This window comes from Sphingomonas sp. ATCC 31555, assembly GCF_000282895.1.
In the GTDB taxonomy this organism is placed as follows: Bacteria; Pseudomonadota; Alphaproteobacteria; order Sphingomonadales; family Sphingomonadaceae; genus Sphingomonas.
The window spans coordinates 96,561-121,596 of the sequence record NZ_ALBQ01000021.1 but is presented as its reverse complement, the minus strand read 5'-3'; the positions used below and the strand labels follow the sequence as shown (position 1 = coordinate 121,596).

Sequence of the window (25,036 nt, the reverse complement as noted above, 5' to 3'; positions counted from 1 at the left end):
GCCCCATGTCGCGCTATTTCATCGATCGACCCATCTTCGCGTGGGTCATCGCGATCATCATCATGCTGGCGGGCATCCTCGCGATCCGCAGCCTGCCGATCGCGCAGTTCCCCGCCATCGCGCCGCCCGCCGTCTCGATCACCGCGACCTATCCGGGTGCGGATGCGAAGACGCTGGAAAACACGACGACGCAGATCATCGAGCAGCAGATGAAGGGAATCGACCACCTTCGCTACTTCTCGTCCTCCTCGTCGTCTGCTGGCACGGTGACGATCACGCTGACCTTCGAGCAGGGCACCGATCCGGACATCGCCCAGGTGCAGGTGCAGAACAAGCTGCAGGCGGCCACCCCGCTCCTGCCGCAGGAAGTGCAGCAGCAGGGCATCCAGGTCGCCAAGGCCACCCAGAACTTCCTGGTGGTGATCGGCCTCTATTCGGAAGACGGCTCGCACAGCGGCACCGATCTTGCCGATTACGCCGTATCGAAGCTGCAGGATCCGCTGTCCCGCGTGAACGGCGTGGGCGACACGCAGGTGTTCGGCTCGCAATATGCGATGCGCGTCTGGGTCGATCCGGTGAAGCTCACCAAATACGCCCTGACCGTGGACGACGTGACCACAGCGATTCGCGCGCAGAATGCGCAGGTCTCTGCCGGTCAGTTGGGCGCGCAGCCCGCACCCAAGGAGCAGATGCTCAACGCCACCGTCTCTGTGCAATCGCGCCTGACGACGCCGGACCAGTTCGCCCAGGTTCGCCTGAAGAGCGGCAGCGACGGCTCGGTTGTGCGCTTGGGTGACGTTGCCCGGGTGGAGATGGGTGCCGAAAACTACGGCTTCGATTCGAAGTGGAACGGCAAGCCTGGCGCCGGTCTCGGCATCAAGCTCGCGCCCGGCGCGAATGCGCTGAGCACGGTGGATCTGGTCAAGGCGCGCGTCAACGAGATCGCTAAGACCTTCCCCGCCGACATCAAGGTCATCTATCCGTACGACACCACGCCGTTCGTCCGCCTTTCGGTCGAGCAGGTTGTGCACACGCTGATCGAAGCGGTGGTGCTTGTCTTCCTGGTGATGTTCCTCTTCCTGCAGAACTTCCGCGCGACGCTTATCCCGACGATCGCCGTGCCGGTCGTACTGCTCGGCACCTTCGCGGTGATGGCGATCGCCGGCTACTCGATCAACACGCTCACCCTGTTCGGCATGGTGCTGGCGATCGGTCTGCTCGTCGACGATGCGATCGTCGTCGTCGAAAATGTCGAACGCCTGATCACCACCGAGCATCTCAGCCCGATCGACGCGGCCCGCAAGTCGATGGACGAGATTACCAGCGCGCTGGTCGGCGTCGCCCTGGTGCTGTCGGCAGTGTTCCTGCCGATGGCGTTCTTCGGCGGCTCCACGGGCGTGATTTATCGCCAGTTTTCCATCACCATTGTCTCGGCTATGGTGCTCTCGGTCTTCGTCGCGCTGGTGCTTACTCCCGCGCTCTGCGCCACCATCCTCAAGCCGCACGATCCAAGCAAGGGTGAAGGCAAAGGGCCGCTCGCGCGCTTCTTCCGCTGGTTCAACGAGAAGTTCGACAATGGCCAGCGCCGCTACGAAAGGGGCGTGCGCAGCACCGCCCGCAGCTGGAAGCGCTCGGGTCTGGTCTACCTGCTGATCATCGGCGGCATGGCCTTCCTGTTCCTGCGGCTGCCGTCGGGCTTCCTGCCCGAGGAAGATCAAGGCATTGCCATCGCGCTGGTACAGGGTCCAGCCGGCGCCACTTCGACGCGAACCGAAAAAGGCCTGGAACTCGTCCGCGACCACTTCCTGAAGCAGGAAGGCGGCAACGTCCAGGGCGTGTTCACCATCAACGGCTTCAGCTTCGCCGGCTCCGGCCAGAACAGCGGCCTGGTGTTCATCCCGCTGAAGGACTGGGCGGACCGTTCGGGCGCCGCCAATTCGGCGCAGTCGATGGTCGGCCGGGCCATGGGCGCCTTCTCGCAGTATCGCGACGGCCTGATCTTCGCGGTCACTCCGCCGGCGGTGCAGGAACTCGGCAATGCGACAGGCTTCGATCTGCAGCTCGTCGATACTGGCGGCATCGGTCATGAGCGCCTGTTGCAGGCTCGCAACATGATGCTGGGTATGGCGATGCAGGACAAGCGCCTGGTCGGCGTGCGCCCGAATTCGCTGGAAGACGCGCCGCAGCTCAAGGTGGACGTCGATCAGGACAAGGCAAAAGCGCTTGGCCTGGAGCTGTCGTCGGTCAACAATACCATCGCCGCCGCCTGGGGCGGAGCCTATGTCAACGACTTCGTCGATCGCGGCCGCGTCAAACGCGTCTATGTCCAAGCGGACGCCCCGTATCGTTTGGCGCCGGAGGATATCGCGAACCTGTTCGTACGCGGCCCTTCGGGCACGATGACGCCGTTCACCGCCTTCTCCACGCTCAGCTGGGAACAGGCGCCGGTGCAGCTGACTCGCTATAACGGCCTGCCGGCGATGGAAATCCTCGGCTCGCCTGCCCCAGGCGTGTCGACTGGTGATGCAATGGCGGCGATGGAGGCAATTCATGCCAAGCTTCCGCCAGGCACCCAGCTCGAATGGACTGGCCTTTCGTACGAGGAGCGCCTCTCCGGCGGCCAGGCGCCCGCACTCTACGCGCTGTCGCTGCTGATCGTGTTCCTCTGCCTCGCGGCGCTTTACGAAAGCTGGTCGGTGCCGATCTCGGTCATCCTGGTGGTGCCGCTCGGCGTGATCGGCGCGCTGCTAGCTGCGTGGCTGACGGGCCTCAACAATGACATTTACCTGCAGGTCGGCCTGATCACCACGATCGGCGTCTCGGCGAAAAACGCGATCCTGATCGTCGAGTTCGCCGAGGAACGGATGCGGGAAGGCATGAGTGCCTTCGACGCCGCGGTCGAGGCTGCCAAGCTGCGTCTTCGCCCCATTTTGATGACCAGCCTGGCGTTCATCTTCGGCGTGCTGCCGCTGGCAATCTCCACGGGCGCAGGCGCAGGTGGCCAGAACGCCATCGGACGCTCGGTCGTGGGTGGCATGCTCTCCGCCACGGTGCTCGCCATCTTCCTGGTGCCGATGTTCTTCGTCGTGGTGCGCCGCATGTTTGATCGCCGCCGCCCGAAGGACGAGATGCCCCCCGCAACCACCCATGACGGCGGCGCTCCGGCGCCCCAGGGAGCCTGACGGCCGTGACCAACCGCTTCCCCCTGCTCCTCGCCTTGGCCGCGAGCACCGCACTTTCAGCCTGCAACCTCGCCCCCAAGTACAGCCGGCCCGAGCCTGCGGTACCGGCGGCTCTCCCCCAAGGCGGCGTCTACCCGGTCGCCGCCACCGACGCGCCGGACGTCAGCAAGATCGGCTGGCGCGACTTCTTCCTCGACGAGCGTCTGCGCCAGGTGATCCAGCTGGGCCTCGACAACAACCAGGACCTGCGCCTCGCCGCCGCCAACGTGCTGCAGGCACGGGCACAGTACCGCGCCCAGCGTGCGGACCTGTTCCCCGCGCTCGGCGTGAGCGGCACGGGCACCTACACCAACACCGCGCAGTTCGCGGCCAGTGCCGGCGGCGCGCTGGGCAGCGGCGGCGTGCAGGACATTCAAAATTTCAGCGTCTCCGCAGGGATAACCTCGTTCGAGCTCGATCTGTTCGGCCGGGTGCGCAACCTCAGCCGCGCTGCGCAGGAACAGTATTTCGCCAGCAGCGAAGCGCAACGGGCCACCCGCGTCACGTTAATTGGTGAAATCGCCAGCGCCTGGCTCACCCTCGCTTCGGATCGCGAGCAGTTGGTGATCGCCGAACGCACGCTCAAGGCGTTCGAACAGTCGCTGGAGCTAACGCGCGCGCAGTTCCGCATTGGCACCGCGTCCGAACTCGAATCGCGCCAGGCCGAGACGAACTATGAATCAGCACGCAACGACGTTGCGACGGCGAAGACGCGCATCGCGCAGGACGTGAACGCCCTTCAGCTGCTCACCGGCGCGCCGGTACCGGAGACTCTGCTGCCCGAAACACTGGGCGAAGCCCGAGCCACGATCGACGCACTGCCCGGCAACGTCCCGTCCGAGGTGCTGCTGCGCAGGCCGGACGTGCTGCAAGCCGAGCATCAGTTGATTGCCCAGAACGCCAATATCGGCGCAGCGCGCGCCGCCTTCTTCCCCAGCCTGTCGCTCACCGCCACGGTTGGATCGATTGCGTCGACGATCGGCAAGCTGTTCGGATCGGGCACGGATACCTACACGGTATCCCCCACCGCTTCGCTGAACATCTTCAACTTCGGGAAGAACGAGGCGAATCTCGATTACTACAAGGCCGCGCGCGAAGGCGCGGTCGCCACTTATCGCAAGACGATCCAGACGGCGTTTCGCGAAGTGGCCGATGCACTGGCGCAACGCGGGACGATCGACGAGCAGGTTCGGGCGCAGGCGGCACGGGCTCAAGCCGCCGAAGTCGCCGCCCGCCTTTCGGACGCACGCTATCGTGCCGGCGTCGATTCCTTCCTGACCGCCTTGGATTCGCAGCGCACTGCTTATGCCGCAGAACAGCAACTCGTCACGACTCGTCTGAACCGCGCGAGCAATCTGGTAACGCTGTATAGAACCTTAGGCGGCGGGCTCGACTGAGCTCTTGCTACCTGCGAAAATCCGCATACTCTCTGGATCCAATAGTGAAGGAGAGGTGCGGTGTCGCAGAACGACTCACAAATGGCTCAACTGCCCCCAGTGGAGGCGGGTGACGAGAGCCTGATCATCCTCGAAAGCCTGTTGTGCGTGATGCGGGAGAAGAACCTGCTTTCGCGCCAGGATATCGAACTGCTGTGCCAGAAGGTCGAGCGACGTGCCGCCGGGATCAGCAAGAACCCGCTGCCCTGCTGCCCGGACAAGGCGAGCAACGCACGCAACTATCTCCAGCGCCTCACTGCCTATCTCGGGCAGCGATATGGCGGGAAGCACCTGCGCCGGGTGGGCTGAACCCTCTCCAACGCGGTTTATGATGTGCAGTCTCATATTTTGAGACGCCGTCGCAAATCGCGCTTTGGCAAGTCTGCAATTTGGCGCTATCGCGCAATCGTCTTTCATCCCCAATTGAGGACGCTTGCATGAAGTTGCTTCGCTACGGTCCGCGCGGTGCCGAAAAGCCCGGCCTGCTGGATTCGGACGGCCGTATCCGTGATCTGTCCGGGCTGGTGCCCGACCTTACCGTCGACGTGATCGAACGAATTCGCGCCGTTGACCCCACTACCCTGCCCATCGTCGAGGGCAATCCACGCCTGGGCGTACCGGTCGCCGGCATCGGCAAGTTCCTGGCCATCGGCCTCAACTATGCCGACCACGCCCGCGAAGCCGGCCTCGAGCCGCCGCCCGAGCCGATCTTCTTCACCAAGGCGATCTCGTGCCTGACTGGCCCGAATGATCCCGTGATGATCCCCAAGGGCTCCGAAAAGAGCGACTGGGAAGTCGAGCTGGGCGTGATTATCGGCAAGACCTGCCGCTATGTCGACCAAGCCGATGCGCTGGATCATGTCGCCGGCTATGTCCTCGCCAACGACGTTTCCGAGCGCGCCTTCCAGAAGGAATTGGGTAGCCAGTGGGACAAGGGCAAGGGCTGCGACACCTTCGGTCCGGTAGGCCCGTGGCTGGTCACGGCGGACGAGATCGCCGACTGCCAGGCGCTGGACATGTATCTGGACCTCAACGGCAAGCGCATGCAGACCGGCAACACGTCGACGATGATCTTCCCGGTGGCGGAATGCATCGCGTATATGAGCCGCTTCATCACGCTCCACCCCGGCGACCTGCTGATCACTGGCACGCCCCCGGGCGTGGGCGAGGGCCAGAAGCCGGAGAAGATCTTCCTCAAGCCCGGCGACGTGATGGAGCTCGGCATCGCCGGTCTCGGCACGCAGCGGCAGGATGTGATCGCCTTCGATCTGGCCAAGCTCGAGGGGTGATCTGAAGGGGAACAATCCCCTTCACCCTTCCGCGCCTTCGGCGCTTCCTCCCTCTCCCACACGGCGAGAGGGAGGAACGCCCTCCGGCTGCTACATGGCCTCCACCGCCAATACTTCTATCGCTTCCGACTTCCCGCCGAAATCGATCCGCTCCCCTTCCTCCGCGCCGAGCAGCGCGTGCGCGAGCGGAGCCTGGAAGGCCAGCCGGTCCGCGCTGGGATCGGCCTCGTCATGCCCGACGATTTCGATAACCCGCTCGCGTCCATTCAGCTTGATCCGCACCCGCGCCCCGATACCCGCAACGCCGTCTTCGATAGCCGGCGCGACCTGCGCGGTGGCGGCGCGGGTGTTCCAGTAGCGCAGTTCGCGCTTCAGCCCTTCCCTGGCCTCCGCGTCGCCCTCGGCTTCGATCGCGGCCTCCAGCGCCACGACCTTGCCCGCGATCAGCGCCGGCCCCGCCGCGGTGACCAGATTGGGGCCGGCCGGCAGCGGCAGCTCGAACTTCGGTTCCTTGTGTTCTTCATCGCTCTCGCGACGGAAGGCGACGCTCATCGTTGCGGCAGTTCCTCAAGCGTGGACGATACTTTCCAAAGATCGATCGCGCCTTCGGTTGCATGAGTATCGATTTCGGCCAGTTCCTCGGCGGTGAAGCCGAGGTTCTTCACCGCATCGAGCGAGTCGTCGAGCTGCTGCACCGTCCGCGCGCCGACCAGCGCCGAAGTCACACGGGGATCGCGCAGCACCCAGGCGATCGCCATCTGCGCGAGCGTCTGGCCGCGCTTCTCTGCAATGGCGTTAAGCGCTCGGATGCGAGCGATGTTCTCGTCCGAGAGCAGCGCGGTGTTCAGCGAGCCGCCCTTTGCCGCGCGCGCATCCTCCGGAACGCCGTTCAGGTATTTGCGCGTCAGCATTCCCTGCGCCAGCGGCGAAAAGGCGATGCAACCGGTGCCGAGATCCTCGAGCGTATCGAGCAGGCTCTCCTCGACCCAGCGGTTGAGCATCGAATAGCTCGGCTGGTGGATAAGGAGCGGCACTTTGTAGTCGGCGAGGATCGCGGCGGCCTTGCGGGTGAGCTCGGGCGAATAGCTGGAGATGCCCACGTATAGCGCCTTGCCCTGGCGGTGGATCTGGGCGAGCGCGCCCATCGTCTCTTCCAGCGGCGTCTTGGGGTCGACGCGGTGCGAGTAGAAGATGTCGACATAGTCGAGCCCCATCCGCTTGAGGCTCTGGTCGCACGAGGCGATCAGATATTTCTTGCTGCCGCCGACGTCCCCATAGGGCCCCGGCCACATGTCCCAGCCCGCCTTGCTCGAGATGATCAGCTCGTCACGGTGGCTCGCGAAGTCGGTCGCCAGCACGCGGCCGAAATTCTCCTCGGCCGAGCCGTAGGGCGGGCCGTAATTGTTCGCGAGATCGAAGTGCGTCACGCCGCAGTCGAAGGCACGGCGCAGCATGGCGCGGCCATTTTCGAATACGTCCTCGCCGCCGAAATTCTGCCAGAGCCCGAGGCTGATCGCCGGCAGATCGAGCCCGCTGACGCCGCAGCGGCGATACGGCATCCGGCCATCATAGCGTTCGGCATCGGCATGCCAGGGCTGAGGATAGGGCATTGTTTTTCCTCTCGTTTCAGCCGACCGGCGACGTTCTGTGCGCCGGCCGCGGTGTGGCTTAAGTTTAGGAAGTTTAGGCTCCTGCGCATTTGCAGGCAGGCTTAAGTTTAGGATCCTGGGGCGTTTGCGGTGGTGTTAAGTTTAGGAAGTTTAGGGTCGTGACACATACGCAGCCGCGTCGTCAGACCATGAAACTCTCGCCGCAGCCGCAGGTGCCCTTGGCATTGGGATTGGTGAACACGAAGCCGGCGGTGAAATCGTCCTCCACCCAATCCATGGTCGAGCCGATCAGATAGAGCACCGAGGCGCCGTCGATGAAGAAGGTGCCGCCGGGCGTCTCGATCTTCTCGTCGAGCGGCTTGGCTTCGCTGACATAATCGACCGAATAGGCCAGCCCCGAACAGCCGCGGCGCGGGGTGGAGAGCTTGACGCCGACCGTGCCTTCCGGCGCCTTCGCCATCAGCGCGGCAATGCGCGCCTCGGCGGCGGGGGTGAGGAGCAGCGCGGCGGGGCGCTGGCGGGAAGTGGTCGCGGTGGTCATCGTCTGTCTTTCGCCTTCTTCCCCTTCCGCGTGCGGGAGGGGACCGAGGGGTGGGCGCCCGCTCTCCGCGAGCGCTCCGGATATTGGGTGCCGGGGGCCCACCCCCAACCCCCTCCCGCACGCGGGAGGGGGCTAGAAATCACAACATCCCCAGTTCCAGCTTCGCCTCGTCGCTCATCTTCTGCGGATCCCAGGGCGGATCCCAGACGAGGTTGACGTCGGCGGTCGCGATCCCCGGCACCGCGCTCACGCGGAGCTCGACCTCGCCCGGCATCGATTCGGCCACCGGGCAATGCGGCGTGGTCAGCGTCATGGTGATCGCGGCATGGCCGTTGGCGGTGATATCGACGCCGTAGATCAGCCCGAGATCGTAGAGATTGACCGGGATTTCCGGATCGTAAATCTCCTTGAGCGCATCGATCACCGCTTCGTACAGCGGCCCGCCCGGTTCGCCGGCACCCGGTTCGACGGGCTTCTGCGAGAGGAAGCCGGAGAGATAGTCGCGCTTGCGCTCGGCGGCGGGCTCCACGGCATCATCGACGCGCGCCTTGGGCGGCGCCTCGACCGCGTCCACCTCTTCCACCATGATCTTGCGTTCTTCGTTCATCCGAAGATCCTCGTCACCCGTTCGATTCCTCGCACGAGCGCGGCGACATCCGCCGGCCCGTTATACACGCCGAAGCTCGCCCGCGCGGTGGCGGGGACCTCCAGCAACTCCATCAGCGGCTGGGCGCAGTGATGCCCGGCGCGGATCGCGACATTGCCCTCGTCGAGGATCGTCGCGACGTCGTGCGGGTGCACGCCCTCCACCGCGAAGCTGACGATGCCCGCACTGTCTTCCGGCCCGAAAAGCCGCACGCTGTTGATCGCGGACAGCGCGGCGCGCGCCTCGTTCACCAACGCGGTTTCGTGGGCGTGGATGCGGTCCAGCCCGATGCCGTCGACATAGTCGATCGCCGCATGCAGCCCGACCACGCCGACGATATGCGGGGTGCCCGCCTCGAACCGGCCCGGCGGCGGCGCGTAGGTCGTCTTGGCGAAGGTGACCCGGTCGATCATCGATCCGCCGCCCTGATAAGGCGGCATCGCGTCGAGCAGGTCGTAACGGCCCCAAAGCACGCCGATGCCGGTCGGGCCGTAAAGCTTGTGGCCGGAGAAGACGTAAAAGTCGCAGCCGAGCTCGGCGACGTTGACCGGGAGCCTGGCGACCGCCTGGCAGCCGTCGACCAGGATCCTGGCGCCGACGCCGTGCGCCAGTTGCGAAGCGCGGCGGACATCGAGGACCGAACCGAGGACGTTGGAAACATGCGCGAGCGCGACCAGCTTGTGCCGATCGGTCAGCATCGCTGCCATCGCGTCGAGGTCGATGCGGTGATCGGCGGTAAGCGGCACCACGTCGATCTGCGCGCCGATCTTCTCGGCGACCATCTGCCACGGCACGATGTTCGAATGATGCTCGAGCGCGGAGAGGAGGATGCGGTCGCCGGCCTTGAGCTGGGTGGCGGCGTAGCAATGGGCGACGAGGTTGATCCCCTCGGTCGCGCCGCGGACGAACACCACTTCCTCCGGCTTGCCGCCGATGAATTTCGCCACTCGGGCGCGCGCCGCCTCGAAGGCGAGCGTCATGTCGGCCGAACGCTGGTACACGCCGCGATGCACGGTGGCATAGGTCTCGCCATAGCCGCGCGCGATCGCATCGAGCACCGGGCGAGGCTTTTGCGAGGTGGCGGCGGTGTCGAGATAAGCCCAGCCGGCCGGGATCGCAGGGAAGTCGGCGAGCACGTCGAGGGGTGCTGCATTCCCTCTCCCATTGGGAGAGGGAGGGAGCGGCGCAGCCGCGGAAGGGTGAGGGTGAGCGCTCATTGGTCGCCCTCACCCTTCCCACTCGGCTCCGCCGAGCGGGCCCCTTCCCTCTCCCGCTGGGAGAGGGAGGTTTCCAGCCAAGCCGCCGCATCCGCCGCGAACGCCTCGCGCACCGGCTCCTCACCGATCCGCGCCAGCGCGTCCGCGACAAAGGCGTGGGTCAGCAGCGCCTTGGCCTGCGCGTCTTCGATGCCCCGGCTCTGCAGATAGAAGAGCGCGTTGCGATCGAGTTCGCCGACCGTCGCGCCATGCGCGCACTTCACGTCGTCCGCGAAGATTTCGAGTTCGGGCTTGAGGTTCACCGTCGCGGTACGCTGGAGCAGCAGCCCGCGCAGCGACTGTTCGCCATCCGTCTGCTGCGCGCCGCGTGCGACTTCCACCCGCGCGGCGAGGCTCGCCACCGACTGGTCGGCCGCGACCGCGCGCCAGATCTGGCGCGACGTGCCTTCGATCTGCTCGTGGCGCACGGCCACCGCGGCTTCCTGCCGCTGCGTGCCGCTGGTGAGCAGCGCGCCGCCCATCTCGGCGAACGCGCCCTTGCCGGTCAGCGTCAGCGCGCCGTCGATCCGGCTGCCCATGCCGCCCGCACCGAGGAAGATCGACACCAGGCTCGCCGCCTCGCCGATCTCCGCCTCGTCGCGGATCGAGACGAAGCCGCCGGTCTGCACCAGCCGCACCGAGCGCATCAGCCGCGCGCCCTTGCCGAGCGCGATCGCGGTCAGCCGGTTCGCCCAGCCGGTACCGGCAAAGGTCTCGACCACGCTCGCCACGGCATCGTCGGCGAGCAGGATGCGCGCAGGCACGTGATTCTCGCCGCCGGTGCCGAGATGGACGATCTGGATGCAGGTCGCGGCATGCTCGGGACCGAGGTGCAGCGCCCAGCCCTCGCCGATCGCCAGGCTGCCGAGCGGATGGTCGGTCGCGGCGATCTGGCGGGTGACTTCCACCGGCCCCGGACGGCTATGCGCAGGCTCGAACACGCCGTCGACGAAGCACAGCCGCGGACCCTCGATGTCGAGGAACAGATCCGTCGGGTCGATGCCTGCTGGTGCCTGCGGGCTCTCGGCCGCAGCGCGCAGCGTGTCCATGTCGGACCAGCGCCACGCCTCCGCCTTCTTCGTGGGAAGATCGAGCACGGTCACGCCGCCAGCGCTCCATAGCCTTCGCGCTCGAGTTCGTGCGCCAGTTCCGGCCCGCCCGAGCGGACGATGCGGCCATCGGCCAGCACATGGACGAAGTCCGGCTTCACATAATCGAGCAGGCGCTGATAATGGGTGATCAGCAGCACCGCCTTGTCGGGCGCGCGCATGATGCGGTTGATGCCCTCGCCCACCGCCTTCAGCGCGTCGATGTCGAGGCCGCTGTCGGTCTCGTCGAGGATGGCGAGCTTGGGGTTGAGGATGCCCATCTGCACCATCTCGTTGCGCTTCTTCTCGCCGCCCGAAAAGCCGACATTCACCGGCCGCTTGAGCATCTCGGCATCCATGCCGAGCGCCGCCGCCTGGGCGCGCGCCAGCTTGAGGAATTCGGCACCCGAGAGCGGGGCCTCGCCGCGGTGGCGGCGCTGGGCATTGGCCGCCTCACGCAAAAACTGGACGTTGGAGACGCCTGGGATCTCGACCGGATATTGGAAGCCGAGGAACAGGCCGGCGGCGGCGCGCTCGTGCGGTTCCAGCTCCAGCAGATCCTGCCCGTCGAAGGTGACGCTGCCGCTGGTCGCCTCATAGCCGCCACGGCCGCCAAGGACATAGCCCAGCGTCGACTTGCCGGCGCCGTTCGGCCCCATGATCGCGTGCACTTCGCCCGCGTTCAGCGACAGGGTCAGGCCCTTGAGGATTTCCTTGCCGTCGATTTCGGCGTGCAGGTTCTGGATGTTCAGCATGGGGTTCAGATCGCCACGGTCACGAGAGAGAGGGTCTTGGGCGGAGTGCCCGCGTCATAGGCGTCGACCAGCGAGCCATCGGGCAGCTTCCACATGATCTTGTACTGCTTGGGCGCGGTGACGCTGGCCTTGATGTCGGCCTCCAGCTTGTCCAGCACCGGGGTCAGCTTGCGCCAGGCGCTCGGCTGATAGGGTCGGTCGTCGAGCAACAGGCGGCCGGCCTGGAAGTCCGAATTCAGGAAGTCGCGGCACTGCTTGATCGCGCCGGCGACCTTTGCCGAGCGCGCGCCCGCATCCGCCGGCGCCACGCCGATTGCGCGGACGATGCAGCGGGCATGGTTGGTCGCCGCGCCGAACTGCGCCGCGCTGTCGATCGCGACGCCGCTCTGGAGGGCGAAGGCTGCGGCGAGAAGGGCGTTCAACATGCATGATACTCCTGCGGGCCCGGAACGCGGCCCTGCGTATTCGATACATCAGCCGAGATGAGCGCAGGCTGAGCGGAGGCAGCGGGCCGACTCATCCGACCGAGCCTTCGAGCGAGATGCCGAGCAGCTTCTGCGCCTCGACCGCGAACTCCATCGGCAGCTGCTGCAGCACTTCGCGGGCGAAGCCGTTGACGATCAGCGCCACCGCCGCTTCCTGGTCCAGCCCGCGCTGGAGCGCGTAGAACAGCTGGTCGTCGCTGATCTTGCTGGTGGTCGCCTCATGCTCGATCTGGGCGCTGGGGTTCTTCACCTCGATATACGGCACGGTGTGCGCACCGCACTGATCGCCGAGCAGCAGCGAGTCGCACTGGGTGAAGTTGCGGACATTCTCTGCGCTTGCGGCGACGCGGACCAGCCCGCGATAGGTGTTGTCGCTGCGCCCGGCCGAAATGCCCTTCGACACGATGGTCGAGCGGCTGCCCTTGCCGAGATGGATCATCTTGGTGCCGGTATCGGCCTGCTGGCGGTTGTTGGTCACCGCCACCGAATAGAATTCGCCGACGCTGTTCTCCCCCGCCAGCACGCAGCTCGGATATTTCCAGGTGATCGCCGAGCCGGTCTCGACCTGGGTCCAGCTCACCTTCGAGTTGCGGCCCTGGCAGAGCGCGCGCTTGGTGACGAAATTGTAGATGCCGCCCTTGCCGTTCTCGTCACCCGGATACCAGTTCTGGACGGTCGAATATTTGATCTCGGCATCGTCGAGCGCGACCAGCTCCACCACCGCGGCGTGCAGCTGGTTCTCGTCGCGCATCGGCGCGGTGCAGCCTTCGAGATAGGAGACGTACGCGCCCTTGTCGGCGACGATCAGCGTGCGCTCGAACTGGCCGGTATTCTCGGCGTTGATGCGGAAATAGGTGGAAAGCTCCATCGGGCAGCGCACGCCCTCCGGCACATAGACGAAGGTGCCGTCGGAGAAGACCGCGCTGTTGAGCGTGGCGAAATAATTGTCGCGCTGCGGCCCCACCTTGCCCAGCCACTTCTGGACCAGCTCGGGATATTCGCGGATCGCCTCGCTGATCGACAGGAAGATGACGCCCGCGGCCTTGAGCTCGGCACGGAAGGTGGTGGCGACCGACACCGAGTCGAACACCGCGTCGACCGCGACCTTGCGCGCGCCCTCGACGCCGGCGAGCACCTTCTGCTCCTCGATCGGGATGCCCAGCTTCTCATAGGTCCGGCGGATTTCCGGATCGAGCTCGTCGAGGCTGGCGATCGTCTTCTTCTGCTTCGGCTCGGCGTAATAATACGCGTCCTGATAGTCGATCGGCGGCACGTTGAGCTTGGCCCAGTCCGGCGCCTCCAGCGTCTGCCACAGGCGGAACGCCTTGAGCCGCCAGTCGAGCATCCATTCGGGCTCGCTCTTCTTGGCGGAGATATAGCGGACGGTATCCTCGCTCAGCCCCTTGGGCGCGAACTCCTGTTCGACGTCCGAGGCGAAGCCCCATTCATACTTCTTGTTCGCGGCGGCGAGCGCCTCGGCATTCTTGGTGGCCATCAGAAAGATACCTGGCTTTCCCCGGCGAGCACCGGAGAAGGAGAAGAAGAAAGGTCGGGAAGCGAAGGCGCGTGCCCATGCCCCGGCGCGGACACGCCCGCAAGCGCGGGAGGATTGGAAAGGCTGGCGAGGCTGACCTGGGCGAGCGCCGAGCGCACCGCGTCGCTCACCACGCCCCAATGCGGCTTCACCCGGCAGGCGCCCTCGACGGCGCAGTCATGCCGGGCCGAATCGACGCAGACGGTCAGCGCGATCGGACCTTCAATCGCCTCGACGATCTCGGCGAGACTGATCGCCGCGGGCGGCCTGGCAAGGCGGAAGCCGCCACCGGTACCGCGCGCGCTTTCGATCAGGCCGGCAGCGGAGAGCTTGCTCACCAGTTTCTGCACGGTCGGCAGCGGCAGGCCGGTCTCGCCCGCGAGCAGCGTCGCGTTCAGCCGGCACGACGCGCCGCAGTGGCGCGCGGCAGCGGCCAGCATCACCACGGCATAATCGGCTAGGCTGGAAAGACGCATCGACTCCCAATCGGACAAAGTTGATCCGATTGGGCATGTGGGCTCAGCGACCGTCGAGGTCAACTGTCTCGGGGATCACATCGGGGAGAAAATGGAACTTTTCGTTCTCGAGCGTCACCGCCAGCACCGGATCGATGCCATCGCGAAGCGACCCCGGCGTCTGGCCGGTGAAATGCTTGATCTCGTTGATCAGGTGCGACTGATCGGCGAAGGGGCCCATCACCTCATCGAGCGAGGCACCCTGATAGATGCGCATCGCGGCGCCGATCGCGCGGAACTTGCGGCGTAGATGATTGGGCGGTCCGGCGAAATATTCCTTGCACAGCCGCTGCACCTGGCGCTGGCCCATGCCGGTTTCCGCCGCCATCGCGGCATAGAGCGCCTCGATCGTCGGATCGCCGGCGGCAGCCCATTCCCGCACGATGCGCAGGAATGCGACATGCGGGCGCGGCACCCGCCGGGTCGCGTCCAGCCGGCGTATCAGCAGCGGCTCGATCGCAGCGACCATTTCCTCCAGCGTTTCCATCTCGCGGAGCCGCGCATGAAGGTCGAGGATGTCCTGGCCGTAGATGGTTTCCGCATCGACCAGCGTATCCGCCACCCGATCGGCCGGCAGGCCGACCAGCGCCCGCCAGCCGATGCCGCGCAGCGAAATGCCGAAACAGTGAAAGGGCCCGCGAATTCGATAGGTCCAATGCGCGGTGCCGGGCCCGTTGATGACCACCGGCATCGTCTGTTCTTCACGCCCGTCGGGGAAGGTGACGGTACCCGCGCCTTCCAGCATGAACCGCCATTGGCCGAGATCGACCCGCTCCACCCCGGTGATTTCGGGCGCGGAATTCTTGTAGAGATAAAAGCTTTCGATATGCGGCAGCAGCCGCCCCGAGGACGGCTGAAAACGGATACTGAATGGCCGATTGATGGGCGAAGGCGCGCGTTCCGCGACCGACGTTCGACCCCCCTCCGCGGCGCCATGCATAGGATGCCTGCGTCCCCTGTGCTTCGGTTCGTCGCACTCAAGGAGCATGGCGGCGCGCAAAGCGCAACGGAAAAGTGGCCCGGTCGGCAAGCCGACCGGGCCTAAAGGAAAGGGTTCCCCCCGTTAAGCGGAACCCCTCGGGTCGCAGAAACGGCTCTAAACCGTTTTCAGACGCCGGTATTGTACGGAATCGACATTCCCGCTTTTGACGACGTTTGCATTGCGATGCATGAGGGGCATGATGCGAAATTTTCTTCATTCGGCCGTCCTATCGCTCGATGCGGAGCGCGCCCATCGGGCAGCGATTCGCGGTCTTGCCGCGTGGGGCGCGGCCGGAACGCCGTTCAGCAAGGGCCCGGCGGCGGCCGATCCGGTGACGCTGGCGGGACTCACCTTTCCCAACCGCATCGGGCTGGCGGCAGGCCTGGACAAGGATGCCGAAGCCATCCCCGGCCTGTTCGCGCTCGGCTTCGGCGCCGTCGAGGTGGGCACGCTGACGCCGCGCCCCCAGCCCGGCAATCCCCGCCCCCGCCTGTTCCGGCTGGTGGAAGACGAGGCGGTGATCAACCGCATGGGGTTCAACAATGGCGGCATCGATGCAGCGCTGGCCCGGATCGCCCGGCTGAGGCGGCGCGCCGGCGTGCTGGGCATCAATGTCGGCGCAAACAAGGACTCGGCCGATCGCGTCGCCGATTATGCGCTGGGCGTCTCCAAGGCGGCCCCGCATGCCGATTACATCACCATCAACGTCAGTTCGCCCAACACCCCCGGCCTGCGCGACCTGCAGTCGCGCCCCGCGCTCGACGAACTGCTGGCGGCCGCCCATGCGGCGCGGGGCAGCACGCCGTTGTTCCTGAAGATCGCGCCCGACCTGGATCGGGCGGGCCTGGACGGCGCGGTGCGGGCAGCGATGGACCACAAGATCGATGCGCTGATCGTTTCCAATACCACGATTTCCCGCCCGCCGCTGCGGTCGCCCCATGCCGGCGAAACCGGCGGCCTTTCGGGCAAGCCGCTCGCCGAGCTTGCCCGCGCCAAGCTGGTGGAGGCACGCGAAGCATCGGGCGGGCAGCTCCCGCTGATTTCCGCCGGGGGCATCGACGGGCCGGACGAGGCGCGCCGCCGGATCGATGCCGGAGCGGTGCTGGTGCAGGTCTATTCGGCGCTGGTCTATCGCGGCCCCGGCCTAGCGCGGGACATCGCGCATGGCCTGGCGCGCCGCTAGCACCTTGCCACGCGGGGAAAGCGCGCTACCCCATGGTGCCATGAAGACGATTGTCGCGCTGCTGTCCGCCCTGTTCGCCCTGCTGCTCGCTCCCGTGGTGGCCCAGGCGCAGGGAATGGTGAGCGCGGCCGATCCGCGGGCCGCATCGGCGGGCGTGGAAATCCTGCGCCAGGGCGGCACCGCCACCGATGCCGCGATCGCGACGATGCTGGCGCTGAACGTGGTGGAGCCGCAAAGCTCGGGCATCGGCGGCGGCAGCTTCCTGGTGCTGTACGACGCCAAGACCAAGGCGACGACGACGGTGGACGGCCGTGAGACCGCGCCGATGGCTGCCGACGATCACTGGTTCTACGACGCCGCCGGCAAGCCGCTCGGCCGGTTTGCGGCGGTGCCAGGCGGGCGCAGCGTCGGCGTGCCGGGCGCGCTGCGGGCGATGGCGGTGGCGCATCGCAAGTCGGGCCGGCTGCCCTGGGCGAAACTGTTCGCGCCGGCGATCCGCCTGGCGCGCGACGGGTTCGACGTTACCCCGCGCTTCAACAATTCGCTCACCCAGTTCACCGGCCATGTCGACCCGGCGTATCGCGCGCTGTTCTTCGGCGCGGACGGCAAGCCGCTGCCGGTGGGCAGCCGCGTGCGCAACCCCGAACAGGCGGCGCTGCTCGACCGCATCGCCCGCCACGGCCCGGACAGCTTCTATGTCGGGCCGCAGGCGGCGAAGCTGGTCGCGACGGTGAACGGCGCGGCGCGCAACCCTTCGAAGATGACGATCGGCGATCTTGCCGCCTATGACGCCAAGGAACGGCCGGCGCTGTGCGCGCGCTATCGCGGCTATCGGGTCTGTTCGATGGGGCCGCCTTCTTCCGGCGGGGCAGCGGTGCTGATGATCCTGGCGCAGCTCGAGCGCTTCGACCTCGGCACGCTGGGCAAGGACTCGCCCACCGCCTGGCACCTGTTCGCCGAAAGCTCGCGCCTCGCCTATGCCGATCGCGACCTGTATCTGGGCGATCCGGACTTCGTGCAGGTGCCGCTGAAAGGGCTGCTCGACCGCCGCTATATCGCCAGCCGCTCGGCGCTGATCGATCCGGCGAAGACGATGGCGAGCATTGCCGCCGGCACCCCGCGCGGCGCGCCGAAGCGCGTGCGGGCCAAGGCGCAGGAAGTCGCCGGCACCACCGATCTTGCCGTGAGCGATGCGGCGGGCAACGTCGTGCAGGTGACGACGACCGTGGAAGGGCCGTTCGGATCCGGGCTGGCGGTGGACGGCACGATCCTGAACAACCAGCTCACCGATTTCGATATCGTGCCGGAGAAAGACGGCTTCCTCGCCGCCAATCGCGTCCAGGGGGGCAAGCGGCCGCGCAGTTCGATGGCGCCGACCATCGTGTTCGGCCCGGACGGCAAGGTGCGGCTGGCGGTGGGCGCGGCGGGCGGATCGACGATCATCGCGCAGGTGGCCAAGGCCATCATCGGCGTGGTCGACTGGAAGCTTTCCGCCCAGGACGCGATCGGCCTGGGCCTGCTCTATGCGCCCGGCAAGACGGCGATCGCCGAGCAGGGTACGCAGCTGGATGCCATGCTGCCGGCGCTGCGCGCGCTGGGCGAAGATGTCCGCCCCGCTCCGCTGGGTCTGAAGGCCAATGCGATCGAGCGGGTCGCCGGCCGCTGGGTGGGCGCCGCCGATCCGCGCAGCGAAGGCGTGGCAATGGATCAGGACGGCACGGTAGCCGTTATTCAGCGGGTGGGAGTGAAGCCCAACCGCCCTTCGGAATGACGCAGGACGCGCGATAGACAAAAACGGGGCGCCTGCAGGGGGAGATGGTATGCGCAAGCTCGAACATTTCGACAATCTGGTGGCGATGTTCTTCGCCCGGGCGCGCGAGAAGGGCGATGCCCCGTTCCTGTGGCACAAGGCCGGCGGGAAGTGGCACCCGACGAGTTGGGCCGAAGCGGCGCAGCAGGTGGCGAGCCTTGCCGCCGGGCTGAAGGCGGTGGGGCTGAGGCGCGGCGATCGGGTGATGCTGGTTTCGGAGAACCGGCCCGAATTCTGCATCAGCGACCTGGCGATCATGGCCGCGGGTTGCGTGACGGTGCCGACCTACACCACCAATACCGAGCGCGATCATCAGCACATCCTGGAAAATAGCGGCGCCTGCGCGGTGATCGTTTCCAACGACCGGCTGGCGAAGACGCTGCTGCCGGCGGTGCTGCGGTCCTCCACCGGGCGGATCGTGATCGGCATCGACGATGTTCGGCTGGCCCAGCATGGCAGCCTGGAACTGCACGACTGGCGCGGGCTGATCGCCGCCCATCCCGCCGATCCGGCCGCCGCCGCGGCTGCGGCGCAGTTCCATCGCAGCGACCTGGCCTGCATCATCTACACCAGCGGCACCGGGGGATCGCCACGCGGGGTGATGCAGCATCACGGCGCGATCCTGCACAATTGCGAAGGCTGCACCGCGATCATCTCGGAGGATTTCGGCTGGGCGGACGAGGTGTTCCTGTCGTTCCTCCCGCTCTCCCACGCCTATGAGCATACCGGCGGCCAGTTCTTCCCGATCGCGCTGGGCGGCCAGATCTATTATGCCGAAGGGCTGGAGAAGCTCGCCTCGAACATCGAGGAAGTGCGCCCGACGATCATGGTCGTCGTCCCCCGCCTGTTCGAAGTGCTGCGCACGCGCATCACCAAGCAGGTGGAGAAGCAGGGCAGCTTCCCTGCGTATCTGCTCGAAAAGGCCGTGGCGATCGGCGGGCGCAAGGCGGCGGGCACCTCCGGCCTGCGCGACCTGCCGATGAACCTGCTGCTGAATGCTACGCTGCGGCCGAAGCTGGCCAAGCGGTTCGGCGGGCGGATCAAGGCGCTGGTTTCGGGCGGCGCGCCGCTCAATCCGGAGGTGGGCATCTTCTTCGAATCGCTCGGGCTCACTTTCCTGCAGGGCTATGGCCAGACCGAAGCGGCGCCCGTGATCTCCTGCAACCGCCCCAAGGCCGGCCTGAAGATGGACACGGTCGGCCCCCCGATGGAAGGCGTGGAGGTGCGAATCGCCGAGGATGGCGAGATCCTGGTGCGCGGCGAGCTGGTGATGCATGGCTATTGGCGCAACGAAGCCGAAACCGAGCGCGTGCTGAAGGACGGCTGGCTGCACACCGGCGATATCGGCGTGATCGACGACGCCGGCCGGATCAAGATCACGGATCGCAAGAAGGACATCATCGTCAACGACAAGGGCGACAATGTCTCGCCGCAGAAGGTGGAGGGCATGCTGACGCTGCAGCCCGAAATCCTGCAGGCGATGATCTATGGCGACAAGCGGCCGTACATGACCGCGGTGATCGTGCCCGATCCGGAATGGGTGCAGGAATTCTGCGCCAAGACCGCGACGCCCTGCAAGTTCCGCAATCTTTCCCGCGACGCCGACTTCAAGGCGACGATCGGCGCGGCGGTGGAGCGGGTGAACCGCGATCTTTCGGTCATCGAACGGGTGCGCAAGTTCATCCTGGCCGACGAAGCCTTCACCATCGAGAACGAGCAGCTGACGCCGAGCATGAAGATTCGCCGCCACGTGCTGAAGGCGGTGTACGGCGAACAGCTCGACAAGCTGTATTGATCGATCCTCCCCGAAACGGGGAGGATCCGATTACTTCGCCGCCTTCTCCGGCAGCACCACCATCGTCCAATCCTTGTCGGGGCGCAGATAGGCGGCCGCCAGTGCCTGCAGCTCGCCGGGCGTGGTGAGCGCATAATCGCGCGCAAGGGTGCGCATGCCGGCGATCCGCGCCGGATCCTGGGTGCCGCCTTCGACCAGGTTCATCCAGAACATGTTGCCGCTCGACATGCGCAGCAGCTGCTGCTTGAGCGGGGTGAGCGCGCGGTTCAGTTCGTCCGCCTCGACCGGCTTGGCCACCAGGTCCGCCGCGATGTCGCGAGCGAGCTTGAAGAAGAAGGCGGTCTTGTCCGGCGGCACCATGCCCAGCGCGGCGATCTTGCCGCCGCCCGGCAGGCCTACCGGCCAGTCGTTCATCACATTGGGGGAATAGCTGACGCCGGCCTGGCTGCGGAGCTGATCGATCAGGCGATCGCGGAAGACCGCGGCGAGCACTTCCAGCTTGCGGCTTTCGGCGATCTTCTCGCTGCCGCCGCCGGTGGGCCAGGCGATCACCGCCGCCGCCTGATCGACGGCGCCGGTGTGCGTGCGCACCACCGGCGTGGCGACATGCGCGGGGAACCGCACCGCTGCGCCGCTGTCCGCCCCCGCCGCGCGCGGCTTGAGCGCGCCGAAGCTCTGCGCCACTGCCTTCACCGTCTCCTCGGCGCTCATGTCGCCGAAGATCGACACTTCGATCGGGCCGGTCTGCAGCAGCGGCTCCCACAGCTTGCGGAACGCTTCGGGCGTAAGCGCGGCCACTTCCTCGCGGCTGGGCACGCCCCAGCGCGGATCGCCGTCGTGCAGCAGCGAGTCGAGATCGCGGCTGAGCACCGCATCCGGCGAGGCGGACAGGCCGGCATAGGATGCGAGCGTCGCCGCCTTGGCGCGGGTGATCGGGTTGGGATCCCAGCCCGGGGCGGCCAGCTTGGTGGCGAACAGGCGAAGCTGATCGGCCAGGTCCTGCTTGTTGGTCTGCGCCTGGAAGACGAAGGCGTCTTCCTCGATATCGAAGCCCAGGCCGATCTGGCGGTTGCCCGTCAACGCGTCGAGCTCCTCCTGGCCGAACTTGCCGATGCCGCTGGCCATCAGCGCCGTGGTGCCGGCCCAGCCCGGGACACGACGATCGCCCGGCAGCGCCCGCAGGCCGCGCCCGAAGCGGATATTGACCCAGACCTTGCCGGTTTCCGACGTGTCCTCGCGCATCAGCAGCTTGACGCCATTGGCATAGGTGACCTGGTCGATCGCCAGATCGGGATCGAGCCGCTCGCGCTGCACGACCTTGCCGGGCGCGCCGATGCGGGGCAGCTGATCGAAGCGTACGTTGAGCGCCCGGCGCTTCATCGCCGCAGCCTTGACATCCGCCTGCAGCGCCGATGTGACCTTGCCGATCACATCCGGATCGGGCGCATGGGTGTTGACCAGCGCGCGCGTCGCGGTGCCTTCGAACACCTTGCGGGCCGAGGCCTGCACCGTGGCGGGCGTGAACATGCGCTTGGCGATCGCGCCCTTGAAGATCGCGTACGATCCCTCGGGCGTGGTCACGGTTTCGTTGATGTCCACCGCCTGGACGAGATCGTCCGCGATCGATACGCCCGATTCGACCGGCGCGGTGGAGATGCGATTGCGCATCGAGGCATCGATTTCGCCGAGCTCGCGATCGATTTCGGCCTGGGTGGGCGGCGCCGCCATCAGTTCGGCGGCGGTGGCGCGCACATCGCGCAGCGCGCTCTGCCAGTCGTCGCCATTGGGCAGCACGGTGAGCGTGGTGACGTTGGCCGACCGCGCGATATCGTCGAGATCGGCACCCGCAGCGATGAACGACGCGCCCGAACGCGCGCGCGATTCGAGGCGCCGGTTGAGGATGCGGATCGCCACCATGTCGATCATGCGCTTCTGGTTGAAGATCACCGTATCGGCGAGCACCGTCCAGGGCCGCACGATCGCCATCAGCGCAATCGGCTGCAGCGCCGGTTCGACGATGCTGGCAGCGATCGGGTGATCGGCCTCGGGCTTGCCGAAATCGGGCGTCTTGGGCGCTTCGCCCTTGCCCTGCCAGCTGGAGAAATGCTTGGCGATCATCGCTTCCAGCACCGCCGGATCGACATCGCCGATCGCAATCACCGTGGCGCGTTCCGGGCGGTACCAGCGATCGTGGAATTCCTGCACGCTGGCGGGCGTCGCGGCGTTCAGCGCCTCCACCGTGCCGATCGGCTCGCGATTCTCGATGGGCTGGCCCGCGAAGATCAGCTGATAGAGCGCATCCTGCATGCGCTTTTGCGGTGCCGGCTGCTCGCGCCCCTCGGCCAGCACCACCGGACGCTCGGCATCGAGCGAAGTCTGGGTGATCGCCGGTGCGGCCATCATGCCGGAAAGAATCTTGAAGCTTTCGTCCAGCCCTTGCGGCGTCGCATTGGGCAGATCGAGCTTGTAGGTGGTGCTGATGAACGTGGTCGAGGCATTGCTGTCCGACCCGAAGGTGACGCCCAGCCGCTGCCAGATGCGCTTCGAATCGCCATCGGACACATAGGCCGAGCCGCGGAAGCTGAGATGTTCGAGCAGATGGGCGAAGCCGCGTTCCGAATCGCGCTCCATCAGCGATCCCGCATTGATGTGCACCCGAATCGAGATCTGCCCCGGCGGCACGCCGTTCTTGCGTACCGCATAGCGCACGCCGTTGGAGAGCCGTCCGAACTTCCACTTATCGTCATGGACGAGGTCGCTGCCCTTGTAGAGCCACGGATCGTCGGCGGTCTGAACGCCTTCGGGGCGGCCCTGCGCCAGCACCGGAGCAGGCAATGTGGGCGCAGCAAGCGCGAGGAGAAGCAGGGCGAAGCGCGGCGTGCGCAGGAAAGACAGCATGAAGCCCTTTCTAGAGGCGAGTGGCGCGCCATGCCACCGGCAACCTTTCTGCCGGATGTACGCCACAAGAATCCATGGACCCGCCATGTTTTAGACCCAAGTGACGGCCTAGACCCGAAGGCGAAATTGTTGCGCCGCAGCACCGAAAACGGGCACGGCGCCAGAGTTGCGGGGAAGAAGCGCGTGGAATTTGCCACCAGCGAGGCGCCGATCGGGCCGCCGGCCGACAGGGCCGTCCTTTCCGATTCGGGGCGCGCGCGGCGCCCCCGGCCGCTGCTGCTGCGCTGGGGCAAGCATTTGCGCGGCACCTTCGATCGGCTGATCGCGGCATCCTCACTGGTCCCCAACGCGCCGGTGCTCGACATGCGCGCCTTTCCCTGGACCGCTGCACTGCGCGCCGATTGGGAAGCGATTCGCGACGAGGCACTGGCGGCGATCACGGCGCAACCCGGGGCACCTTCGCTCGCCGCAATTTCGCCCGATCACCGCGCGATCGCACCGATCGGCAAATGGCGAAGCCTGTTCCTGTGGGGCTATGGCTACCGCGTTGACGAAAATCTTGCCCGCTGCCCCCATACCTCCCGATTGATGGAACAGGTACCCGGCCTCAACAGCGCGATGTTCTCGATCCTCGCGCCCGGCACTCACATCCCGGCGCATCGCGGCGTCACGAAGGGGCTGATCACCTGTCATCTGGGGCTGGTGGTGCCGCGCGATGGCGATGTGCGGATGCGGATCGGCCGCCGCACGGTACGCTGGGCGGAGGGCGAGACCTTGGTGTTCGACGACACCTATGATCACGAGGTGTGGAACGACAGCGCCCATACTCGCATCGTGCTGCTGATCCAGTTCCGGCGGCCCCTGCGCAATCCCGGCCGCTGGGTCGCCGATACACTGCTGGGTGTGCTGCGCCGTTCGGCATTCGTGCAGGAGGCGCGCGCCAATCTGTGCCGCTGGCACCGGGGGGAGCAACTCGCCGAAGGGTAAGCTTCGGCTTGTTGATTGTACGCGAAGACGCGAAGGCGTGAATTCTTCCTGAGGCGCAGAGAGCGATCGCACCGCTGCTGGCCCGGCATCCTTATGCCGCGTTTGAAGTTCCGGTCGCTGTCGCGGCGGGTGCACCCCCTCTGCGGCTCCGCGCGAACCTCCTTCTTCGGGCCTTCGCGCCTTTGCGTGAAATCGAAAACGGCCGAACATTGTCCGCAAACCAGCACGGCGCTAAGCCGGACCCCATGCCACGCCCCTTCCATCTCGCCTTCCCGGTCCACGACCTCGCCGCCGCGCGCGCCTTCTACGGCGGGCTGCTCGGCTGCCCGGAGGGGCGCTCCTCCGCACAGTGGATCGACTTCGATCTGTTCGGCCATCAGATCGTCGCCCATCTCGATCCGACCGCGAAGCCGGTCGCGGCGACCAACCCGGTCGACGGCCACGACGTGCCCGTGCCGCATTTCGGCGTGGTGCTGACGATGGACGACTGGCACGCGCTTGCCGCGAAGCTGGAAGCGGCCGGGGTGGCGTTCGGCATTGCCCCGCACATCCGCTTCCAGGGTCAGGTGGGCGAGCAGGCGACGATGTTCTTTCGCGACCCCAGCGGGAACGCGCTGGAATTCAAGGCGTTTGCCGATGACGCCATGGTGTTCGCCAAATGACTCCACAGCCCACCCAAGCCGATATCCCGCACCAGCTGACCCGCGCCGACGCGCGCACCCGCATCGATTCGAAGATCGGGCGGCTAGCGGACAAGATCCCTGGCGGGGCCACCGTGGAGCATCGCTGGGAGGGCGACAGCATGTTCTTCACCGTCGGGGCAATGGGCCAGACGGTGGCCTGTCGGCTCGACGTGGCCGACTCGCATGTCCATGTCGAAGTCGCGCTGCCTGGCATGCTCGCCCTGTTCGCGGGCAAGGTGCGCGACTTGCTGGTGACGCAAGGCCCCCGGCTGCTCGCCTGAATGCGCCCGCCTCTTCCCTGAGGGGAGAGGCGAACGGGCGA

Annotated in this window: 22 protein-coding genes; 10 read left to right on the top strand and 12 right to left on the bottom strand. The window is 66.5% G+C overall.

All coding sequences use genetic code 11. From position 1 onward, the window contains the following. Nucleotides 1-5 precede the first annotated feature (5 nt). The 4 genes from B215_RS0111515 to B215_RS0111500 all read left to right on the top strand — a co-directional run bounded on the left by B215_RS0111515 (nucleotide 6) and on the right by B215_RS0111500 (nucleotide 5,946). The gene (locus B215_RS0111515) at nucleotides 6-3,182 is read left to right on the top strand and encodes an efflux RND transporter permease subunit (protein WP_019369798.1); all 3,177 of its coding nucleotides are present in this window, start codon (nucleotides 6-8) and stop codon (nucleotides 3,180-3,182) included. Between the two features lie 5 nt (nucleotides 3,183-3,187). Next, nucleotides 3,188-4,618 (top strand): efflux transporter outer membrane subunit, encoded by a 1,431-nt coding sequence (locus tag B215_RS0111510; RefSeq protein ID WP_026009182.1) that lies wholly within the window; start codon nucleotides 3,188-3,190, stop codon nucleotides 4,616-4,618. Between the two features lie 81 nt (nucleotides 4,619-4,699). Next, nucleotides 4,700-4,966: a hypothetical protein gene (locus B215_RS0111505; RefSeq protein WP_026009181.1), complete on the top strand. Its 267-nt coding sequence runs from the start codon at nucleotides 4,700-4,702 to the stop codon at nucleotides 4,964-4,966. A 128-nt stretch (nucleotides 4,967-5,094) separates the two neighbouring features. Then, nucleotides 5,095-5,946: a fumarylacetoacetate hydrolase family protein gene (locus B215_RS0111500; RefSeq protein WP_019369795.1), complete on the top strand. Its 852-nt coding sequence runs from the start codon at nucleotides 5,095-5,097 to the stop codon at nucleotides 5,944-5,946. 90 nt (nucleotides 5,947-6,036) lie between these two features. Here the strand turns inward: B215_RS0111500 and B215_RS0111495 are convergent, their stop codons facing one another. The 11 genes from B215_RS0111495 to B215_RS0111445 form a co-directional block, all read right to left on the bottom strand. After that, the gene (locus tag B215_RS0111495; protein ID WP_019369794.1) at nucleotides 6,037-6,498 is read right to left on the bottom strand and encodes a GreA/GreB family elongation factor; all 462 of its coding nucleotides are present in this window, start codon (nucleotides 6,496-6,498) and stop codon (nucleotides 6,037-6,039) included. Beyond that, nucleotides 6,495-7,556 carry an L-glyceraldehyde 3-phosphate reductase gene (gene mgrA, locus B215_RS0111490; RefSeq protein WP_019369793.1) on the bottom strand — a complete coding sequence of 354 codons (1,062 nt, stop codon included), beginning with the start codon at nucleotides 7,554-7,556 and terminating at the stop codon, nucleotides 6,495-6,497. The genes B215_RS0111495 and mgrA overlap by 4 nt, the downstream gene beginning before the upstream one ends. Before the next feature lie 181 nt (nucleotides 7,557-7,737). Next, a complete protein-coding gene (locus B215_RS0111485; protein ID WP_019369792.1) occupies nucleotides 7,738-8,097 on the bottom strand; it encodes a HesB/IscA family protein in 360 nt (119 codons plus the stop codon). Between the two features lie 139 nt (nucleotides 8,098-8,236). Continuing rightward, nucleotides 8,237-8,704, bottom strand: a complete 468-nt coding sequence (locus B215_RS0111480) for an SUF system Fe-S cluster assembly protein (protein ID WP_019369791.1) — start codon at nucleotides 8,702-8,704, stop codon at nucleotides 8,237-8,239. Next, entirely contained in the window at nucleotides 8,701-9,879 is a 1,179-nt protein-coding gene (locus B215_RS0111475; protein ID WP_019369790.1) for a cysteine desulfurase, read from the bottom strand. The genes B215_RS0111480 and B215_RS0111475 overlap by 4 nt, the downstream gene beginning before the upstream one ends. 77 nt (nucleotides 9,880-9,956) lie before the next feature. Next, nucleotides 9,957-11,102, bottom strand: a complete 1,146-nt coding sequence (locus B215_RS0111470; protein ID WP_019369789.1) for a SufD family Fe-S cluster assembly protein — start codon at nucleotides 11,100-11,102, stop codon at nucleotides 9,957-9,959. Next, complete coding sequence (gene sufC / locus B215_RS0111465; RefSeq protein ID WP_019369788.1) at nucleotides 11,099-11,842, bottom strand: Fe-S cluster assembly ATPase SufC; 744 nt, start codon at nucleotides 11,840-11,842, stop codon at nucleotides 11,099-11,101. Before sufC ends, B215_RS0111470 begins: the two co-directional genes overlap by 4 nt. A gap of 5 nt (nucleotides 11,843-11,847) precedes the next feature. Beyond that, nucleotides 11,848-12,267 (bottom strand): hypothetical protein, encoded by a 420-nt coding sequence (locus tag B215_RS0111460; RefSeq protein WP_019369787.1) that lies wholly within the window; start codon nucleotides 12,265-12,267, stop codon nucleotides 11,848-11,850. Nucleotides 12,268-12,358: 91 nt separating this feature from the next. Beyond that, nucleotides 12,359-13,822 carry a Fe-S cluster assembly protein SufB gene (gene sufB / locus B215_RS0111455; protein ID WP_019369786.1) on the bottom strand — a complete coding sequence of 488 codons (1,464 nt, stop codon included), beginning with the start codon at nucleotides 13,820-13,822 and terminating at the stop codon, nucleotides 12,359-12,361. Continuing rightward, the gene (locus tag B215_RS0111450; RefSeq protein ID WP_019369785.1) at nucleotides 13,822-14,337 is read right to left on the bottom strand and encodes an SUF system Fe-S cluster assembly regulator; all 516 of its coding nucleotides are present in this window, start codon (nucleotides 14,335-14,337) and stop codon (nucleotides 13,822-13,824) included. Before B215_RS0111450 ends, sufB begins: the two co-directional genes overlap by 1 nt. A 43-nt stretch (nucleotides 14,338-14,380) precedes the next feature. Then, nucleotides 14,381-15,316: an AraC family transcriptional regulator gene (locus tag B215_RS0111445; RefSeq protein WP_019369784.1), complete on the bottom strand. Its 936-nt coding sequence runs from the start codon at nucleotides 15,314-15,316 to the stop codon at nucleotides 14,381-14,383. A 238-nt stretch (nucleotides 15,317-15,554) separates the two neighbouring features. Here B215_RS0111445 and B215_RS0111440 point away from each other — a divergent pair, with 238 nt between their 5' ends. From B215_RS0111440 to B215_RS0111430, 3 genes are read left to right on the top strand one after another with little or no spacing between them, the layout of a single operon-like run. After that, entirely contained in the window at nucleotides 15,555-16,541 is a 987-nt protein-coding gene (locus B215_RS0111440) for a quinone-dependent dihydroorotate dehydrogenase (protein ID WP_019369783.1), read from the top strand. A gap of 40 nt (nucleotides 16,542-16,581) precedes the next feature. Next, nucleotides 16,582-18,312 (top strand): gamma-glutamyltransferase, encoded by a 1,731-nt coding sequence (gene ggt, locus B215_RS0111435; RefSeq protein ID WP_019369782.1) that lies wholly within the window; start codon nucleotides 16,582-16,584, stop codon nucleotides 18,310-18,312. 49 nt (nucleotides 18,313-18,361) lie between these two features. Further along, nucleotides 18,362-20,146 carry an AMP-dependent synthetase/ligase gene (locus B215_RS0111430; protein ID WP_019369781.1) on the top strand — a complete coding sequence of 595 codons (1,785 nt, stop codon included), beginning with the start codon at nucleotides 18,362-18,364 and terminating at the stop codon, nucleotides 20,144-20,146. A 30-nt stretch (nucleotides 20,147-20,176) separates the two neighbouring features. On the opposite strand, the gene B215_RS0111425 is transcribed toward B215_RS0111430, so the two are convergent. Continuing rightward, on the bottom strand, nucleotides 20,177-23,044 hold the full coding sequence (locus tag B215_RS0111425; RefSeq protein ID WP_019369780.1) for a M16 family metallopeptidase: 2,868 nt from the start codon (nucleotides 23,042-23,044) through the stop codon (nucleotides 20,177-20,179). A 126-nt stretch (nucleotides 23,045-23,170) separates the two neighbouring features. On the opposite strand from B215_RS0111425, the gene B215_RS0111420 reads away from it, so the two are divergent. The 3 genes from B215_RS0111420 (at nucleotide 23,171) to B215_RS0111410 (ending at nucleotide 24,995) form a co-directional block, all read left to right on the top strand. Next, nucleotides 23,171-24,031 carry an aspartyl/asparaginyl beta-hydroxylase domain-containing protein gene (locus B215_RS0111420; RefSeq protein WP_019369779.1) on the top strand — a complete coding sequence of 287 codons (861 nt, stop codon included), beginning with the start codon at nucleotides 23,171-23,173 and terminating at the stop codon, nucleotides 24,029-24,031. Nucleotides 24,032-24,276: 245 nt separating this feature from the next. Next, the gene (locus B215_RS0111415; RefSeq protein ID WP_019369778.1) at nucleotides 24,277-24,693 is read left to right on the top strand and encodes a VOC family protein; all 417 of its coding nucleotides are present in this window, start codon (nucleotides 24,277-24,279) and stop codon (nucleotides 24,691-24,693) included. Then, nucleotides 24,690-24,995: a polyhydroxyalkanoic acid system family protein gene (locus tag B215_RS0111410; RefSeq protein ID WP_019369777.1), complete on the top strand. Its 306-nt coding sequence runs from the start codon at nucleotides 24,690-24,692 to the stop codon at nucleotides 24,993-24,995. The genes B215_RS0111415 and B215_RS0111410 overlap by 4 nt, the downstream gene beginning before the upstream one ends. Nucleotides 24,996-25,036 lie beyond the last annotated feature (41 nt).

Coding starts and splice junctions, on each gene's coding strand:
- B215_RS0111505 (WP_026009181.1), top strand. CDS start 4,700: ATGGCTCAACTGCCCCCAGTGGAGGCGGGTGACGAGAGCCTGATCATC.
- B215_RS0111485 (WP_019369792.1), bottom strand. CDS start 8,097: ATGACCACCGCGACCACTTCCCGCCAGCGCCCCGCCGCGCTGCTCCTC.
- B215_RS0111445 (WP_019369784.1), bottom strand. CDS start 15,316: ATGCATGGCGCCGCGGAGGGGGGTCGAACGTCGGTCGCGGAACGCGCG.
- B215_RS0111440 (WP_019369783.1), top strand. CDS start 15,555: ATGATGCGAAATTTTCTTCATTCGGCCGTCCTATCGCTCGATGCGGAG.
- sufB (WP_019369786.1), bottom strand. CDS start 13,822: ATGGCCACCAAGAATGCCGAGGCGCTCGCCGCCGCGAACAAGAAGTAT.
- B215_RS0111500 (WP_019369795.1), top strand. CDS start 5,095: ATGAAGTTGCTTCGCTACGGTCCGCGCGGTGCCGAAAAGCCCGGCCTG.
- B215_RS0111495 (WP_019369794.1), bottom strand. CDS start 6,498: ATGAGCGTCGCCTTCCGTCGCGAGAGCGATGAAGAACACAAGGAACCG.
- B215_RS0111430 (WP_019369781.1), top strand. CDS start 18,362: ATGCGCAAGCTCGAACATTTCGACAATCTGGTGGCGATGTTCTTCGCC.
- B215_RS0111450 (WP_019369785.1), bottom strand. CDS start 14,337: ATGCGTCTTTCCAGCCTAGCCGATTATGCCGTGGTGATGCTGGCCGCT.
- B215_RS0111425 (WP_019369780.1), bottom strand. CDS start 23,044: ATGCTGTCTTTCCTGCGCACGCCGCGCTTCGCCCTGCTTCTCCTCGCG.
- B215_RS0111480 (WP_019369791.1), bottom strand. CDS start 8,704: ATGAACGAAGAACGCAAGATCATGGTGGAAGAGGTGGACGCGGTCGAG.
- sufC (WP_019369788.1), bottom strand. CDS start 11,842: ATGCTGAACATCCAGAACCTGCACGCCGAAATCGACGGCAAGGAAATC.
- mgrA (WP_019369793.1), bottom strand. CDS start 7,556: ATGCCCTATCCTCAGCCCTGGCATGCCGATGCCGAACGCTATGATGGC.
- ggt (WP_019369782.1), top strand. CDS start 16,582: ATGAAGACGATTGTCGCGCTGCTGTCCGCCCTGTTCGCCCTGCTGCTC.
- B215_RS0111415 (WP_019369778.1), top strand. CDS start 24,277: ATGCCACGCCCCTTCCATCTCGCCTTCCCGGTCCACGACCTCGCCGCC.
- B215_RS0111410 (WP_019369777.1), top strand. CDS start 24,690: ATGACTCCACAGCCCACCCAAGCCGATATCCCGCACCAGCTGACCCGC.
- B215_RS0111460 (WP_019369787.1), bottom strand. CDS start 12,267: ATGTTGAACGCCCTTCTCGCCGCAGCCTTCGCCCTCCAGAGCGGCGTC.
- B215_RS0111515 (WP_019369798.1), top strand. CDS start 6: ATGTCGCGCTATTTCATCGATCGACCCATCTTCGCGTGGGTCATCGCG.